The 16,268-nt window shown below is 71.5% G+C and carries 13 protein-coding genes; 5 read left to right on the top strand and 8 right to left on the bottom strand.

Going from position 1 to position 16,268, the window contains the following annotated elements; genetic code table 11:
• Positions 1–413: 413 nt before the first annotated feature.
• The gene (locus LZF96_RS14360; RefSeq protein WP_233871340.1) at positions 414–1,553 is read left to right on the top strand and encodes an endonuclease/exonuclease/phosphatase family protein; all 1,140 of its coding nucleotides are present in this window, start codon (positions 414–416) and stop codon (positions 1,551–1,553) included.
• Positions 1,554–1,711: 158 nt separating this feature from the next.
• Here LZF96_RS14360 and LZF96_RS14355 read toward each other — a convergent pair whose 3' ends face one another.
• The gene (locus LZF96_RS14355; RefSeq protein ID WP_233871337.1) at positions 1,712–3,475 is read right to left on the bottom strand and encodes an NAD+ synthase; all 1,764 of its coding nucleotides are present in this window, start codon (positions 3,473–3,475) and stop codon (positions 1,712–1,714) included.
• Between the two features lie 156 nt (positions 3,476–3,631).
• On the bottom strand, positions 3,632–5,248 hold the full coding sequence (locus tag LZF96_RS14350) for a GAF domain-containing protein (RefSeq protein WP_233871573.1): 1,617 nt from the start codon (positions 5,246–5,248) through the stop codon (positions 3,632–3,634).
• Between the two features lie 580 nt (positions 5,249–5,828).
• On the opposite strand from LZF96_RS14350, the gene LZF96_RS14345 reads away from it, so the two are divergent.
• The 4 genes from LZF96_RS14345 (at position 5,829) to glnA (ending at position 10,978) form a co-directional block, all read left to right on the top strand.
• Positions 5,829–6,761: a universal stress protein gene (locus LZF96_RS14345; RefSeq protein ID WP_233871334.1), complete on the top strand. Its 933-nt coding sequence runs from the start codon at positions 5,829–5,831 to the stop codon at positions 6,759–6,761.
• 217 nt (positions 6,762–6,978) lie between these two features.
• Positions 6,979–7,665, top strand: coding sequence for a response regulator transcription factor (locus tag LZF96_RS14340; RefSeq protein WP_233871331.1), 687 nt, complete (start codon positions 6,979–6,981; stop codon positions 7,663–7,665).
• A 495-nt stretch (positions 7,666–8,160) separates the two neighbouring features.
• On the top strand, positions 8,161–9,312 hold the full coding sequence (locus tag LZF96_RS14335; RefSeq protein WP_233871328.1) for an alkaline phosphatase PhoX: 1,152 nt from the start codon (positions 8,161–8,163) through the stop codon (positions 9,310–9,312).
• 304 nt (positions 9,313–9,616) lie between these two features.
• Entirely contained in the window at positions 9,617–10,978 is a 1,362-nt protein-coding gene (gene glnA, locus LZF96_RS14330; RefSeq protein WP_233871570.1) for a type I glutamate--ammonia ligase, read from the top strand.
• Positions 10,979–11,053: 75 nt separating this feature from the next.
• Here the strand turns inward: glnA and LZF96_RS14325 are convergent, their stop codons facing one another.
• The 6 genes from LZF96_RS14325 to LZF96_RS26595 all read right to left on the bottom strand — a co-directional run.
• Positions 11,054–12,322, bottom strand: coding sequence for a site-specific integrase (locus tag LZF96_RS14325; protein WP_233871325.1), 1,269 nt, complete (start codon positions 12,320–12,322; stop codon positions 11,054–11,056).
• A gap of 77 nt (positions 12,323–12,399) precedes the next feature.
• Positions 12,400–12,639: an AlpA family transcriptional regulator gene (locus LZF96_RS14320; protein WP_233871322.1), complete on the bottom strand. Its 240-nt coding sequence runs from the start codon at positions 12,637–12,639 to the stop codon at positions 12,400–12,402.
• A gap of 508 nt (positions 12,640–13,147) precedes the next feature.
• A complete protein-coding gene (locus LZF96_RS14315) occupies positions 13,148–14,623 on the bottom strand; it encodes an ATP-binding protein (protein ID WP_233871567.1) in 1,476 nt (491 codons plus the stop codon).
• 5 nt (positions 14,624–14,628) lie between these two features.
• Entirely contained in the window at positions 14,629–15,486 is an 858-nt protein-coding gene (locus LZF96_RS14310; RefSeq protein ID WP_233871319.1) for a bifunctional DNA primase/polymerase, read from the bottom strand.
• 92 nt (positions 15,487–15,578) lie between these two features.
• A complete protein-coding gene (locus tag LZF96_RS14305; RefSeq protein WP_233871603.1) occupies positions 15,579–15,752 on the bottom strand; it encodes a hypothetical protein in 174 nt (57 codons plus the stop codon).
• An 8-nt stretch (positions 15,753–15,760) separates the two neighbouring features.
• Positions 15,761–16,268 (bottom strand): hypothetical protein (locus tag LZF96_RS26595; protein ID WP_267940892.1); only part of this gene is annotated, 508 nt, incomplete at its 5' end.

The raw sequence follows: 16,268 nt of genomic DNA, 5'->3' as shown, positions 1-16,268 counted from the left end.
ACTCCGTTTCGTCGTCTCGAGGCGCCGTCACGGCGTCCCCGGATCCCCTCCATGGTCGCATCCCCGTTCGGTACCGGAAAGCCCCGGAACGCCCCGGAAGGAGGGGTCGGGCCGACATCCGGGAACCCCGGCTCCCCGCCGCACGTCCCCGTGATCGGGGGTGGATGCCCCGCGGGCCGGGGCCGACCGCGCCGGCGGCCGGCCCCGGCCCGGTTGATAGCGTCCGCCCCGGGGCAGGTGGTCCATGTCTCCGGCCCGGTCGACGGGGGTTCGGGCGGAGGTGGGAGGGACGGTGGCCGTATTTCCGGTGATCCCGGCAATCCCGGCGTCCTCGGTACCCGACTCCCCGGAAGGCGGGTCGAGGGCATACGGTCCACCTCACGGCACAGCGGCACGGTCAGCGAGGGTGACAGATGGCAGACAGCGACAACCCGCCCGCCTCGGAGCGGAAGGCCCGGCGGTCCCCCGCCGCCACGGCGACCGAGGCTCCGACGATCGCGGAGCCACCGGGCGGGAGGGATGAGGGGCGGGGCGGTCGGTGGCGCCGACGGCGCTCCGCCTCCGCCCCGGTCGACGAGGCCCGGCCCGAGGGCGATCCGCCGCCCCGCCGCAGTTGGCGGGATCGGGCGGATCGCTGGCAGCGCGGCAAGTTCGTCATCATCGCCGCCATGGCGCTCTCGGCGATGATGCTGTTGCACTCCCGCATCCCCAACGCCATCGGCAACCTCGGCAGCCTGGTGCAGACCTTCATGCCGTGGTTCGGTCTGTTGGTGCCGGTGCTCCTGCTGTCGGCCCTGCTCAGCCGATCGATCACGGCCGTGGCCGCGGTGACCGTCTCGGCCCTGGTGTGGATGAATCTGTTCGCCGGCCTGTTGGTGGACAAGACCGGCGAGGGCGGTGCGCTCACGGTGGTCAGCCACAACGTGGACGCGGGGAACCCCGATCCGACCGCGACCGCCCGCCAACTGATGGAGAGCGACGCCGACCTGATCGCCCTGCAGGAGATGCCCCGCGGGGAGTTGGCGTTGTACGCGGCCACCCTCGGCGAGGAGTACCCGTACTCGGCGGTGGAGGGCACGGTCGGGGTCTGGAGTCGGCACCCGTTGGCGGACACCGAGCCGGTGGACATCGGACTGGGCTGGACCCGTGCGCTGCGCACCACGGCCACCGTTCCGGAATTCGGGGACATGGCGGTCTACGTGGCGCACCTGCCGTCGGTGCGGGTGCAGTTCCGCGCCGGTTTCACCGCCGGTCAGCGGGACGACTCGGCGGACCGGCTGGCCCGGGCCATCGCCGATGACCCGCACGAGCGGGCGATCCTGCTGGGCGACCTGAACGGCACCATGAACGACCGAGCCCTGGCCCCGCTCACCTCACAACTGCGCTCCACCCAGGGAGCGGCGGGCGCAGGCTTCGGGTTCACCTTCCCCTCCGAGTTCCCGCTGACCAGGATCGACCACATCCTGGTGCGGGAGTTGGTGCCGGTCTCCTCGTGGTCCCTCCCCGGTACCGGGAGCGACCACCGGCCGGTGGCGGCGCGGTTGGACCCCTGACCGACCGGCCCCCCGGGCCGCCGCGACGGAACGGCGATGCGGTGGGGAGCGGACGGGGGAATGACGGGAGGGGCGGAACCGGCGACCACCGGTTCCGCCCCTCCCGTCATTCCCCCGTCCGCCGTCGCCCCCGTTCCCCGCGGTGCCCGGCCCGTGCCTCAGCCGGCGGCCGGGTCCTCCCGCCACCGGCTGGTGATGGGGAGCCTGCGGTCCTTGCCGAAACCCTTGGCGGAGATCTTCGTGCCCGGCGGGTACTGACGCCGCTTGTACTCGGCGGCGTCCACCATCCGCAGCAACCGGGTCACCGTCTCGGGGTCGAAGCCCTCGGCGACGATCTCCGCACTGCCCATGTCGCGGTCCACATACCGCTCCAGGACCGCGTCGAGCAGGTCGTAGTCGGGCAGCGAGTCGCTGTCCACCTGGCCGGGGCGCAGTTCGGCGCTGGGCGGCTTGGTGATGGAGTTCTCCGGGATCGGCGGGGTCTCCCCGCGCCGCTCGGCCTCGGCGTTGCGCCACCGGGCCAGTTGGAACACCGAGGTCTTGTAAACGTCCTTGATCGGGCCGTAGGCCCCCACCGAGTCGCCGTAGAGGGTGGAGTACCCCACCGCCAGTTCGCTCTTGTTGCCCGGTGCCAGGACGAGGTGCCCCTCCTGGTTGGAGAGGCCCATCAGCAGGGTGCCGCGCAGCCTGGCCTGGAGGTTCTCCTCCGCCAGGCCGGTCAGTTCCACCGAGCCCAGGTAGGCGTCGAACATGGGGGCGATGGAGACGGTCCGGAAGTGCATCCCGGTGCGACGGGCCATCTCCGCCGCGTCGTGCCGCGAGTGGTCCGAGGAGTAGCGCGAGGGCATCGACACCACGTGCACCCGCTCGGGCCCCAGTGCGTCACAGGCGATCGCGGCGCACAGGGCGGAGTCGATGCCGCCGGACAGCCCGATGAGTACCGACCCGAAGCCGTTCTTGGTGATGTAGGCACGCAGTCCCGCGACCAGCGCCCCGTACATCTCCGCCTCGTCGGAGAGTGGTTCGGCGACCTCGCCCGGGTACTCCGGCTCGTACGCCGGCACCGGCTCGGCGGAGAGGATCAGGTGGTCGATCCGCAGGTCGTCGGCGACCGTTCCGGAGGGCGACTCCGGCGCCGCGGCCGGCAGGTCCAGGTCCACCACCAGACACTCGGTGGTGAACTGCGGGGCCCGCGCGACGACCTCGCCCCGGGCGTCGACCACGATACTGTCGCCGTCGAAGACCAGGTCGTCCTGGGCCCCGGAGAGTGCCAGGTAGGCCAGCGCGCAGCCGGCCTCACGGGCGCGACGGCGCACCAGGTCCAGCCGGGCGTCGTCCTTCTTCATCTCGTAGGGCGAGGCGTTGATCGACAGCAGCAGGCCCGCGCCGGCTTCCCGGGCGCCGGGCACCCGGCCACCGTCCTGCCACAGGTCCTCGCAGATGGCCAGTGCCACGTCCACCCCGCGCACCCGGACGACCGGCAGCGTGCGGCCGGGCACGAAGTAGCGGAACTCGTCGAAGACGCCGTAGTTCGGCAGGTGGTGCTTGGCGAAGGAGAGGGCGACCCGGCCGCCGTGCAGCACGGCGGCGGCGTTCTGCGGGGAACCGGCCGGGCGGCCGGGACGCGGGTGGTCCTCCGCGCTGCGGTCCAGGTAACCGACGACCACGGGCAGGTCGCCGAACCCCTCCCGGTCCAGACGCGTGGCCAGGTCCTCCAGCGCGATTCGGCCGGCCTCGACGAAGGACCGGCGCAGCGCCAGGTCCTCCACCGGGTAGCCGGTGAGCATCATCTCGGGGAAGGCGACCAGGTGGGCCCCGTGTTCGGCGGCCCGCCGGGTCATGCGGATCACCTCCTCGGTGTTGCCGAGGAGGTCACCGACACAGGAGTCGGTCTGGTTCAGGGCGAGGCGGAGCTGGGGCACGCGCCCGAGTCTACGCCCCTAATCGTCCAAGTGACGCTATCGCTCGAACGGGTGTCCCGGCGTGTCGTGCGGGCCACGGGGCCCGGCCCGACGGGAACCCCCCGGCCCGGCCCGACGGGAACCCCCGGCCCGCGGCCGGCGCCCCCGCCGGGGCGCTCATCCCTCCTCCTCGGGGAAGGGCACCTCCCAGTGGATCCGGGTGCCCGTGCCCTCCGCCGTGCCCGGTTCCAACCGCAGCGCCCCGCCCAGCAACTCGGCGCGCGAACGCATGTTCAGCAGCCCGCCGCGCGGCTCGCGGTCGCCCAGGCCCACCCCGTCGTCGGTCACCACCAGGACGATCCGGTCCCGCACGCTCAGCGCCACGTCCACCCGGCGGGCCCGGGCGTGACGCAGCGTGTTGCTCAGTGCCTCGGCGAGGACGGCGAGCAACTCCTCGGCGATGTCCGCCGGCACCCGGGCGTCCACCGCCCCCTCCACCCGCAGCGACGGCGTGAACCCCAGGTGGCCGGCCACCTCGCCCACCGCCCGGGCCAGACGGCGGCGCAGCGACGTCGGATCGCCACCGCGCTGTTCGGCGGTGCGCAGCGCGAAGATCGTGGACCGGATGATCTTGATCGTCTCGTCCAGGTCGTCCACCGCACGCCCGACCCGCTCGGCCGCCGCCGGGTGCTCGATCAGCGGACCGGCGCTCTGCAGCGTCATGCCGGTCGCGAAGAGCCGTTGGATCGCCAGGTCGTGCAGGTCGCGGGCGATCCGGTCCCGATCGTGCAGCAACGCCAGTTGCTCGGCCTCCGCCCGATGCCGGCCCAGCTCCAGCGCCAGGGCCGCCTGGGCCGCGAAGTTCGACAGCAACCCCACCTCGGTGTCGTCGAAACGGGGACGCCCCGCCAACCGGGTCAGCCGCAGCGCCCCGCCGCTCTCCTCCCGGGTGGGCATCGGCACCGCCACCGCCGGACCGTGGTCCTCCTCCACCCCCGGCGAGAGCCGGGCCCGCGGGTCGTTGCGCAGATCGCCGGCGACCACCGGCTCCCCGGTGCGCGCCGCCACTCCGGCCAGCGACTCGTCGCCGGGCAGGGTGCTGCCCAGCAGCCGTTCGGCGGGCTGCCCCTCGGCGACGGTGATCCGCAGCCGGTCGGTGTCCTCGGTGGGCATCAGGATGCAGGCGCTGTCCGCGTCGGCCACTTCCATGGCGCCGCGCGCGATCAGCCGCAGCACCTCGTCCGGCGGGGACCCCGACAACAGGCTCCGGTTGATCCCCGCCAGGGCCTCCAGCCAGCGGGTGCGACGCCGACTCTCGTGGTACAGCCGGGCGTTGTCGATCGCCACGCCCGCCGCGACGGCCAGCGTGCCCAGGACCGCCTCGTCCTCCTCGTCGAACTCCGCGCCGCGCTTCTCGGAGAGGTAGATGTTGCCGAACACCTCCCCGCGGACCCGGATCGGCACCCCCAGGAAGCTGCGCATCGGCGGATGGTGCGGCGGGAAGCCATGACTGGCCGGGTGTTCGGTCAGGTCCTTGAGCCGCAACGGCTCCGGACGGTGGATCAACTCGCCCAGGATGCCCCGACCGCTGGGCAGCTCCCCGATCCGCGCCGCCTGCTCCGGATCCAGCCCGACGTGCACGAACTGGTCCAGTTCGTTGCGGTCGCCGATCACGCCCAGCGCGCCGTACTGCGAGTCGGTCAGGGCCACCGCCGCCTCGATGATCCGGCGCAGCACCTGCTCCAGGTCCAGCTCCCGCCCCACGCTCAGCACCGCGTCCAGCAGGCTGTGCATGCGGTTCTGGGTGCTGCGCGCGGCGTCCAGTCGGGACTGCAACTCGTCCAGCAGCTGGTCCAGCCGCAAGTGCGGGGAGCGCGCGGACCGACCGTCCCCCGCGATGTCCGCGATCCTCGCGACCGGCGCCGTGCCGCCGGTTCCCCCTTCCGTGATGGGCCCGGGTCCCCCGTCCACCGCGGTGTCCTTCCGATCGTTCGTTCCCTGCCCGGGGACCGCGGGGCGTCCGCCGTCGGGACTCCCCGGTCGCCGTCGCGTCCGTGGCCGTCCGGTCCGCTCGCGCTCTTCGCCGTCCGGCATCCGCCCTCCGCCCTCCGCCGTGCTCGTCGTCATCACCCATCCGGTCCCACCGGGGGGCATGATCCCACGGGGACGACCCGGGGCGGAGGGGTTCGGCCAGGTCGGGGTCCGCACCTCCCCCGGGCCGTCGCGCGCCTCCGTTCGGCCGTCGCGCGGGGGCCGAACGGCCCCCGCGCACGGACTGCCCGGCCCCGGGGCGATTCACCACGGACCGGGCACCCTGCGGGTATGGGGGCCCGTTTTCGGCATCGGTGCCCCCGAGGCGTGAGGGAGGCCGGTCATGACCGACACCATCCACGGGATCGGAATCCGGGGACACGACCCCGGTTCCGCCGGTTCCGCCACATCGATCGTCCCCGGCGACGTCCCCGTCCGGAGGGAGGTCTCCGGACCACCGGGGGGCCGCGTGCTCGTGGGCGTGGACGGCTCGGAGCACTCGCTGCGCGCGCTGGAGATCGCCGCCGCCGACGCGGCCCGCCGGGACGCGGTCCTGGAGGTGCTGTGCGGCTGGCCCTGGGATCGCGAGCCCGGCCCCGCCGGGCGCTCGGCCGAGAGCGGCCGGATGCGGTACCGAGCCACCCGCGCGGTCGTCGAGGAGGCCGCGAACCGGGCGCGCGCCTACCACCCCGGGCTGCGGGTGGTCTCCTCGCTCACCACGGAGTCGGCGCCGCGGGCCCTGGTGCACTTCGGGCGCAGCGCGGCCCTGACCGTGGTCGGTGCCCGGGGGTACGGGGGGTTCGCCGGACTGCTCATCGGCTCGGTGAGCCTGCGGGTGGCCTCGCACACCGAGGGACCGCTGCTGGTGGTGCGTCGCGAACCGCCCCGGCTGTCCGGCCCCGGGACGGTGCTGGTCGGCGTCGAGTCCGAGGCCGACACCGACGCGGTGGCCTTCGGCTTCGAGGAGGCCCGGCGGCGCGGCGCCCGGCTGCGTCTGTTGCACGCCTGGCCGCACACCGAGGACGGGGACACCGCCGAGGAGGTGCCCCGGCTGGCCGCCGCGCCCTTCCGGGACGCCCACCCGAGGACCGTGGTCCAACCGGTGCACGTCACGGGACGGCCCGCCCCGGTCCTGGTGGAGGCCAGCCGCACGGCATCGGTGCTGATCCTGGCCGCCCACCGCCGACCGCGCCGGCTCGGGTTGCGGCTGGGGCCGGTGACCCACGCGGTCCTCCAGCACGCGCACTGTCCGGTGTTGCTGGTCCCCGTCACCTGAGGGCGGGGTCGGGTCCCGCCCGTTCCACCCACCGGCCCGTCACACCGCCCCGGGGCGACCGGAACCGGCCGATCGGCCCCGGCAGGGCCGACCGGCCCTGCCCCGCACGGCCCGGGCCGTGCGAAAGTTGGGGAGGTCGGGACGCGTGACGCTCCCCCGGGAGCGGTCGCGTGGGCCGGCACGGGGACGAGGCACGACCGGCGACAGGGGCAGTGCGATGGTGGAGACGGCGACCGGCGGCGACCCGATCAGGGTCTTCCTCCTGGACGACCACGAGGTGGTGCGGCGCGGTCTGCGCGACCTCCTCGGGGCGGCCCCCGGTCTCGAGGTGGTGGGCGAGGCGGCGACCGCGCGCGAGGCGCTGGCACGGGTGCCGGCCGTGCGGCCGGACGTGGCAGTGCTGGACGTCCGGCTGGGCGGTGGCGACCCCGCCGGTGATCACGAGGGCATCGAGGTCTGCCGGGAACTGCGGGCCCGCATGCCGGAGTTGGCCTGCCTCATACTGACCTCCTTCGACGACGACGAGGCACTGTTCGACGCCATCATGGCCGGCGCGGCCGGTTATGTGCTCAAGCAGATCAAGGGCTCCGACCTGATCGAGGCGGTGCGCACCGTCGCCGCGGGGCGTTCCATGCTCGACCCCGGGGCCACCGCCCGGGTGATGGCCCGGCTGCGCGAGCCCGAGGGCGCGGACGTGCCGCCGGAGCTGGCCCGGCTCTCCCCGCGCGAGCGGGAGATCCTGGAGCTGGTGGGCGAGGGGCTGACCAACCGCCAGATCGCGGGACGGCTCTACCTCGCGGAGAAGACCGTGAAGAACCGCATCTCGGCCATTCTCGCCAAGCTCGGGGTCAGCCGCCGCATCCAGGCCGCCGTGATCGTCGAGCGGATCCGCGAGCGCTCCTGACCGACCCGGCGCGTCCCACCCGGCCCCGGCGCGTCCCGAGGGGCCCGCCGGGTTCCGCCGGAAGCCGTTGAATTCCGGTGAATTCCGGTGAGCCGCCCGATCCTCGGACGCTCGATCGCAAACCGAACGCCCCCACTCCGGTGGGGGCGTTCGACGTTCCCCGGCTCTCCCGCCGGGAGGGCCAACGCCCGCCGCGTTCCGCGGAGTTCACGAGTCGGTTGGTCCCCGGCCGCCCAATGTGTCCTGCCCGGGCGGGAGAAGCGCGGCTACGCTCCGCTCGGTTCGATCCCGGATCGGCCGGCGTCCGCCGTCATCGATGTCCCCCAACCCCCGGGTGCCCCTCCGGCGCCTCCCGGCACCCGCGGTTTCCCGTGCCGGCCGCCGATCCCGGGGTGGTGGCCACCGCGTCCCCGGCTCGTTCCGGTTGTCCCGTGTCCTGCAACGCTCACCCGGTGCCCCGCCGCGGGGCGGGGCCGGCCTCCCCAAGGAGCACTCATGGAACGGCGTCATCTCCTGCGCGGCGCGGTCGTCGGCGCGGGTGCGGTGGCCTTCGGGTTCACCATGACCCGCGAGTCCTTCGGCTACCCCGCTCAAACCGGTCCCGGCCCCTACGGCCCCCTGCGGGCCGCCGACGCCAACGGTATCCAACTGCCGCAGGGCTTCACCAGCCGGATCGTCGCCCGCTCCTCCCAACTCGTCGCCGGCACCTCGTACCGCTGGCACGGCGCCCCCGACGGCGGCGCCTGCTTCGCCGACGGCAGCGGATGGATCTACGTCTCCAACGCCGAACTGTCCAACGGCGCCGGTGGCGTCGGCGCGATCCGCTTCGACGCCAACGGCGGCATCACCAACGCCTACTCCATCCTCTCGGGCACCAACCGCAACTGCGCGGGCGGCGAGACCCCGTGGAACACCTGGCTGTCCTGCGAGGAGGTGAGCCGGGGCTACGTCTACGAGACCGACCCGCGCGGAGTGAACGCCGCGGTCCGGCGCCCCGCCATGGGCCGTTTCAACCACGAGGCCGCCGCCTGCGACCCGGTCCGTCGGGTCATCTACCTCACCGAGGACGAGACCACCGGGGGCTTCTACCGCTTCATCCCCACCACCTGGGGAAACCTCTCCTCCGGAACCCTGCAGATCCTCACCCAGACCGGCAGCGCGCTGCGCTGGGTCACGGTCCCCGACCCCTCCGCCGCCTCCACCGCCACTCGCAACCAGGTGGCCGACACCCGGCGCTTCAACGGCGGTGAGGGCTGCTACCACCGCGGGAACATCTGCTTCTTCACCACCAAGGGCGACAACCGGGTGTGGGCGTACAACGCCGCCGCCAACACCCTGGAGATCGTCTACGACGACAACCTGACCGCCAACCCGCCGCTGACCGGCGTGGACAACATCACCGGCACCCCGGTCGGGGACCTCTATGTGGCCGAGGACGGCGGCAACATGGAGATCTGCGTCATCACCCCCGAGGACGTGGTCGCCCCCTTCCTGCGGATCACCGGACAGAACTCCTCGGAGATCTGCGGCCCGGCCTTCAACCCGGCCGGCAACCGGCTGTACTTCTCCTCCCAGCGCGGCACCGGCGGATCCAGCAGCGGGGGCATCACCTACGAGGTGACCGGCCCCTTCCGTACCTCCCGCTGACCCCGGCCCGCCGACCCCGGCCCGCCGACCCCGGCCCGCCGATCCGGCCGGTGCCGACCGGCGACGGTCGGTGGTCACCCCCGCCCCGTCCGGGCCCCGGGCGGGGCGGGGGTGACCCCGGTACCCGGCCCGCTCCTCCCGGCGGGGCGGGCCCCGGGCAGTACCGTGAGGGGGCACGCGCCCCGCGGGACGGTCGGACGCGCGTGCGCAACGCCCCCGAAACGGTGTGGTGGAATGCTCCCGTGACCCGGACGGTTTCCGTGCCCCGGGAGCGGGCGGCCTGACCAGCGAGGATTGGGTGGAGATGGACAAGCAGCAGGAATTCGTGCTCCGCACCCTGGAAGAGCGCGACATCCGGTTCGTCCGGTTGTGGTTCACCGATGTGCTGGGCTTCCTGAAGTCCGTGGCCGTGGCCCCCGCCGAGCTGGAACAGGCATTCGAGGAGGGCATCGGTTTCGACGGCTCGGCGATCGAGGGGTTCGCCCGGGTCCACGAATCCGACATGATCGCCAAGCCGGCCCCCGGCACCTTCCAGATCCTGCCGTGGCGCGCGGAGGCCCCCGGTACGGCCCGGATGTTCTGCGACATCCTCATGCCCGACGGCTCGCCCTCCTACGCGGACCCCCGGTACGTGCTCAAGCGCATCCTCGCGCGCACCTCCGACCTCGGGTTCACCTTCTACACCCACCCCGAGATCGAGTTCTTCCTGCTCAAGGAGAAGCCCACCGACGGCAGGGCCCCCGTGCCCGCCGACTCATCCGGCTACTTCGACCACACCCCGCAGCACGTGGGCATGGACTTCCGCCGCCAGGCCATCACCATGCTGGAGTCCATGGGTATCTCGGTGGAGTTCTCCCACCACGAGGGCGCCCCCGGTCAGCAGGAGATCGACCTGCGCTACGCCGACGCGCTGACCACCGCCGACAACATCATGACCTTCCGGCTGGTGATGAAGCAGGTCGCGCTCGAGCAGGGCGTACAGGCCACCTTCATGCCCAAGCCGTTCTCCGAGTACCCCGGTTCGGGCATGCACACCCACCTCTCGCTCTTCGAGGGCGACCGCAACGCCTTCCACGAGACCGGCTCCGAGTACCAGCTCTCGAAGGTGGGCCGTTCCTTCATCGCAGGCCTGCTCAAGCACGCCGCCGAGATCTCCGCCGTCACCAATCAGTGGGTCAACTCCTACAAGCGGATCTGGGGCGGCGCCAACCGCCCGGCCGGCGCCGGTGGCGAGGCCCCCTCCTACATCTGTTGGGGTCACAACAATCGCTCCGCCCTCATCCGGGTGCCGATGTACAAGCCGGGCAAGACCGGCTCCACCCGGGTCGAGGTCCGTTCCCTGGACTCCGGTGCCAACCCCTACCTGGCCTACGCCGTGCTGCTCGCCGCCGGTCTCGAGGGCATCGAGAAGGGGTACGAGCTGCCGCACGGCGCCGAGGACGACGTGTGGGCCCTCACCGACGCCGAGCGCCGCGCGATGGGCATCGACCCGCTGCCGCAGAACCTCGGCGAGGCCATCGAGTTGATGCAGCGCAGCGAACTGGTCGCCGAGACCCTGGGCGAGCACGTCTTCGACTTCTTCCTGCGCAACAAGAAGCAGGAGTGGGAGGAGTACCGCTCCGAGGTCACCCCCTTCGAGCTGCGCAAGAACCTCCCGGTGCTGTAGCCCCAGGTCAGAGCCCTTTATCGCACTGTTGAGGCTCGGGGGTGGTGTGTCTTTCGAGCACCACCCCCGATGCTTCTAGGCAAGCGGGGCCGTCTGGGGGCCGTCAGGCGTTCTGCCGATGCCCTCGTACATGCCGTCCACGGCCCGTCGCGTCCGCCCCTCACTGCTCGGCATCAGGTGCGTGTACACCCGCAGCGTGAAGCCGGGATCGGCGTGGCCCAGGTAGTGGCTCAGGGCTTTGATGTTCTCCCCAGCGTCCAGCAGCACTGAGGCATAGAAGTGCCTCAGTGCATGCATACCGTGTTCCCGGGTCGGTTTATGCCGCTCTCCCGGAGAGGGTTTCGGGATCACGCCAGCAGTTACCAGGGCTGGTTTCCATGCACGCACATTGAAGTCAGTGCGCCGTACGGCTCCGGTTCCGTCGAGTCGTGTGAACAGCAGCCGCTTTGTGACTTCGGGGCCATCTTTGTGAAGCCACGGCAATGATACGTTCACGGGTGGAAATTCCTCCATGTGCTGCTTCAAGGCGATTGCCACGCGATCAGGGAGGGGTACATCGCGTTCCTTGTTGCGTTTCGGTGGCCCGAAGACGAGATGTCCGTCAGCTACCTTCACTTGACAGGCGACATGAAGCCAACCGGAATCGAAATGCACCGCTTCCACAGCCAAGCCGAAGATTTCTCCCTGCCGAAGACCACACCCGCCACCTACGTCCACCATTGCTCGAAACCGCCTCGGAAGAGCCTCCCGCACGGCAAAAGTGCGCTCGGCGCTCCAGGGCACCACTCTCCCGGTTGCTCGTGCAGGGGGACGGACCGAGCGGGCCTGGCAGGGGTTCTTGCGGAGATGCCCGTCTTCAACGGCCGCCCGGAGAATCCCGGAGACACTGCCGAAGATGACGCGGCGATATGAAGAAGCCGGTACGGCCCGCTCCAACTCGCTGAGCCAATCACGGATATGGCTCGGCTGGAAGGAGCCGAGAGGTCGTGTTCCGAGGTAAGGAATCGCATGCTTGCGAACCTGCACCTCGACCGACGTTCGAGTTGTGGCTTCCGTGGATTGGGTCGATAGCCACTTCTCGGCGTACTGGCGAAAGGTGACCTTTCCGGCATTGGGGTCGATGTATTGACCGCGTGACATGTCGGCCTCGATGTGGGTGAGCCACTTTTCCGCAAGGCGTTTCTGACGGTCGGGGAAGCTTTTGGACTTCTCGGTTCCGTCCGGTCCGACGTAGCGGGCGCGGTATCGCATACCGATGCCGTGCCGATCTGTTTTGACTCGCCGATTGGCGCCATCCGGGTCGGGTTCGGTTTTGAACCAGCGGTCTTGGATGTGGCCTGCCATGTTGGTGACTCTCCTGTGGCATCTGAAGGGCCCGGTACCGGCATCAAAGTGCCGGTACCGGGCCCTGGGGTGAGGGGTCAGGCAGCGTCGCGAGGGGCGGTGCGTTCAGCGATCCAGGTGTGAACGGTCCCGGGGTCGTAGCGCAGGTGCTTGCCCACGCGGAACCCGGGAGGGCCGGTGCCCTTGCGGCGCCAGGCGTAGACGGTCTCCACCGGAACGGCGAGGAGGGAGGCCAGGTCAGCGGGAGTGAGGTAGCGGTCGGGCAGTCCACGTCGTAGGCGATGGATTGGGGTCGGTTCGGGCGTCTTCGCTCCCATGAGCGACCTTTCAGACGGGTTACGAAGTAGATGTGGCGGGAGCATCGGAGCCGCGAGACGGGGCGGCTTCCTGGGTGGCGGGCGGCCTGTTCCTACGCGGCTGTGTCCGAGGTGGGGGTTTCTGCGTCACCGCGTCATCTGCGTCATGAACACGTTCTGACCTGCGGTGACGCGGTGACGCAGAGCGTTGGGGGTGCGTCACCGGTGACGCAGGGCCGCGTCACGGCGTGACGCGGTGACGCAGGGGTGACGCAGAAAATCGGCTCTGCGTCACCGGTGTTTGCGCTGGTCAGTGGCCGGTTTTGTGACGTGGTGACGCAGGTGACGCAGGATCTCTTCTCTTAGGAAAAGAGGAGGGGGTGTTCTGTTGTCTGCGCGGCTCAGAAGATGAAGAAGGGGCCGCTTCGCGGCGCGACCCTTGCAGGGCGGCGTTGCCGCCGAACAGCAAGAGGAGCACCCCGGCCGGTGCGGCCGGGGTGCTCCTCTTGCTTGAACGGTTCGTCCCCTGTCAGAGCATCTGCTCTTGCTGGTGCTCGGGTGGGGTGGGGCGGCGGGTCATCTCGATGTAGCGGCCCTCCCTGGTGCGGCCCCAGTCGATGAGCACGCCCCGGGCGGCAAGGGTGGGTTGAAGGCGCTTGAGGCGGTCGGAGAGGACTTTGCCGGTGGTCGGCCAGCCCTTGGGCAGGGGACGGCAGTCCTCCCCGCTGTGGATGCCGCTGAGCAGGTGCAGCCACTCCGAGGACGTCATCCGAGCCTCGACACCCGGGGTGAGGGTGGCGGCGTGCTTGAGCACGGTTTGCGCCAACAGGTCGCCTTCGATGACGTCGTCGTTGAGGTCGTCCAGGCTGGCCCGGTAGGCGTTGAGGGAGCCGAGTCCGGTTGCGGTGTCGAGCTGTGCGCAGAGCTGGGCGAAGTCGGCCATCCGCAGATCGGTCGGGCCGCCCGCATCGGCGGCGCGGACCTTGACCGTGAGGTCCAGGAGCGAGCCGAGGATGGTGGGCAGGGCTTCCTCGAACTCTGCCCACAGTTCTGCTTCGGTCCGCCGGACGGTGGGCCGCTCCAGCCGCAGGGGCAGCAGCCGTTCGGCGAGGTCGGGCCGGATGACTCCGACGTCGATGCCGGTCAACAGCATCGGCCTGCGGTAGCGGGAGCGGTGGACGTCGCCGTCGGTGAAAAGGGCCCTTTTGATGGTCTCGGCACCGGTGACGATGCAGCACATCAGGTCCGAGAGGTCCGGGGCCAGGTGCGAGAGGTTGTCCAGTGCGGTCACCCATCCGGCCGCGACGGACGCGATCAGGCTCTCCTCGTCCTTCGGGGCCCGGCGCAGGTCCCCGCTCATGCCCTCGATGATCCGCACCAGCATCCGTCCGCCGGTGGACTTCCCCGCGCCCTGCGGACCGGTGAGGAACGGTGCCGGGACCGGCACCGACGGCCCCAGACAGCCGACCAGCCACGCGATGGCCAGGCACTCGGTGTCGGCGCCTGCGAAGTTGCACAACCGCAACAGCAGGTCGATGCCCTTGCCGTCCGTTCCCTTCTCGGGCAGGGGCAGTTCGCCGGTGAGCTGGGTGCGCCGCCAGCACACTTCCCGGGGGTCGGGAACGGTGACGGTCCAGCCGGTGGGGTGGATGCGGACCGACCGTCCGTCGTCCCGACCGAGGTCCAGCCAGGTGGCGCCGTCGAACCCGGGCGCCACCCGGATATGGACCGGCCGAACGTCCTGGTCCAGCGCAAGGGCTTCGATCAGATCCAACGCTTCCTTCAATGCGGTCCCGTTGAACACGCCGTATCCGTCGCGGAACAGCCCGACCATGAGTTCCTGCCGGTGACTGCCGGTGGTGCCCTGGGAGCGGATCGGGCGGGCGACCGGGTGGCCGGTGCGCTGGGCGTACACGGTGCCGTCGGCGGTGCGGAAGTACCGGAAGTGCTCCTGCGCGTAGCCCGCGATGACGTCACGGGCCGGGGTCTTCTCCTCCTCGGACACAGCCGTCACATCCCCAACTTGGTACGGGCGTTGGCCCAGGCGACGGAGCAGTGCCGCGCGGACTCGCCCCTGGCCTGCGCCGCCGTGAACAGTCGCTCCATGTGCCCGTCGGTGAGGCACCCGCACCGCCCGTGGGTGGACAGCACGGCCAGGAAGGTCCGGTAGACGGTGGCGTGGATCGCGCTGCGGGCCTCGGTGATGCGCTGCTCGGCCATGGCGATGCCACGCTCCAGATAGGTCGGCGTGCGATGACAACACACCCCGCCCCCAGCCGGTGCGGGCAGGGCGAGCGCACGCGGCGGCACCGGCCGGACGGGGGCCGCCTTGCTCACCGCCAGGGCGCGCACGGCCCGGGGCAGGTCGGTGATGGTGCCGGTGCCGGGCCCGAGCCAGCGGGCGTAGACCATGGTCGACTTGATGTCCACGCCCGGCCGCACCGCGTTGCGGGAGGCCATGGCGCCCCGGTAGATCCAGTGCTCCCCGCGCGTGGTCGCCACGATCCGGGTGGCGGGCAGGGTGGCACGGGCCCACGCGAGGGCGTCCGCGTCGTCCAGGTCCACCACCGTCAGATCGGCGCCGCCGGGGTGGTAGGCCACGGCCACCGCCTGGGCCCAGACATCGACCCAGGCCGGGGAGGACAGCACGGCCGGGTCGGTGGTCGCGGCGGCCCACGCGTGGCAGGGATGGGGGCAGCCGCAGGGGCCCGGCGCCTTCATGTTCGGCCGCCCACCGCACGCGTTGTCCGCACACAACGGGCAGTTGCCGAACGGCACCTTGCCCCGACGCAGGGGCAACACCGGCAGCCCGAGCGTCGCGCACTCCAGGGCCACGGGTAGCAGCGCGGAACGGGGGTCATGAGTCATGCTGGGGGAACCTCCTGATGTGTTGGTTGGGAAGGTGTGAGGGCGGCCCGGGTCTTTGGCGAGAAGCGGGCCGCCCTCGTGCGTGGTACGGGTCAGAGCGCGCCGTTGCGGTGGTGGAGGGCGAGGGCTTCGGCGTCGGTGATGACGCCCATTTCGACGTCGGCCTCGATGGCGTCGTACTCGTCCTGGTGGCATTCCTCGCAGGCGCCGCAGCCGTGGGGGATGCCGTCGATGAACTCGGGCTCGCAGATCTCGTTGTCGTCCATGGGGCCTTTCAGCGGATGGTGAGGTGGCGGGCGCGGACCCGGGCACCCCGGTGGAGGTGGATTTCGGTTCCCGCGTTCGGGTGGGGGTCGGTGGTGGGTCGGGGGATGCGGGTGGCGAGCAGGAGCAGGGCCAGGGCGGCGATTCCGGCGGCGCCGAATCCGGCGAGGGCGGAGACGACCTGGGCCACTCCCCAGCCGGCCCCGGCCGTCGCGATGCCTGCGGCGGTGAGGATCTGCGCGCGGGGGTCGATCCCGGTCCGCCGTCGGGGCTCCGGGTCGAGGGCCGGGCTGGCGGTGGGGTGGGGGGTGAGGTAGTCGGCGGGCAGCAGGGAGCGGGGTACGGCGACGAAGTCGTTGCCGGGGCCGGGGATCCACACCATCGCCTCGCGTTCCCCGGCCGCCGGGGTGGGCAGCGGGGCGGGGGTGATGGTGGTCGGGGTGATCGGGGGCGCTGGGGTGTCGGGCAGGCGGTCCATCGGTTCCTCACTGTGTGTAGTGGGGAGGGAGGTGGGGGGA

Source organism: Streptomyces sp. ST2-7A, assembly GCF_021390475.1.
Classification (GTDB): Bacteria; Actinomycetota; Actinomycetes; order Streptomycetales; family Streptomycetaceae; genus Streptomyces.
Note: the sequence above shows the minus strand (reverse complement) of the source record. Positions and strands in the feature narration are given on the sequence as shown.

Bases quoted from the DNA above. Each gene is read 5' to 3' on its own strand.
- LZF96_RS14335 (WP_233871328.1), top strand. From the start codon at position 8,161: ATGGAACGGCGTCATCTCCTGCGCGGCGCGGTCGTCGGCGCGGGTGCG.
- LZF96_RS14345 (WP_233871334.1), top strand. From the start codon at position 5,829: ATGACCGACACCATCCACGGGATCGGAATCCGGGGACACGACCCCGGT.
- glnA (WP_233871570.1), top strand. From the start codon at position 9,617: ATGGACAAGCAGCAGGAATTCGTGCTCCGCACCCTGGAAGAGCGCGAC.
- LZF96_RS14360 (WP_233871340.1), top strand. From the start codon at position 414: ATGGCAGACAGCGACAACCCGCCCGCCTCGGAGCGGAAGGCCCGGCGG.
- LZF96_RS14320 (WP_233871322.1), bottom strand. From the start codon at position 12,639: ATGGGAGCGAAGACGCCCGAACCGACCCCAATCCATCGCCTACGACGT.
- LZF96_RS14305 (WP_233871603.1), bottom strand. From the start codon at position 15,752: ATGGACGACAACGAGATCTGCGAGCCCGAGTTCATCGACGGCATCCCC.
- LZF96_RS14350 (WP_233871573.1), bottom strand. From the start codon at position 5,248: ATGCACAGCCTGCTGGACGCGGTGCTGAGCGTGGGGCGGGAGCTGGAC.
- LZF96_RS14340 (WP_233871331.1), top strand. From the start codon at position 6,979: ATGGTGGAGACGGCGACCGGCGGCGACCCGATCAGGGTCTTCCTCCTG.
- LZF96_RS14325 (WP_233871325.1), bottom strand. From the start codon at position 12,322: ATGGCAGGCCACATCCAAGACCGCTGGTTCAAAACCGAACCCGACCCG.
- LZF96_RS14310 (WP_233871319.1), bottom strand. From the start codon at position 15,486: ATGACTCATGACCCCCGTTCCGCGCTGCTACCCGTGGCCCTGGAGTGC.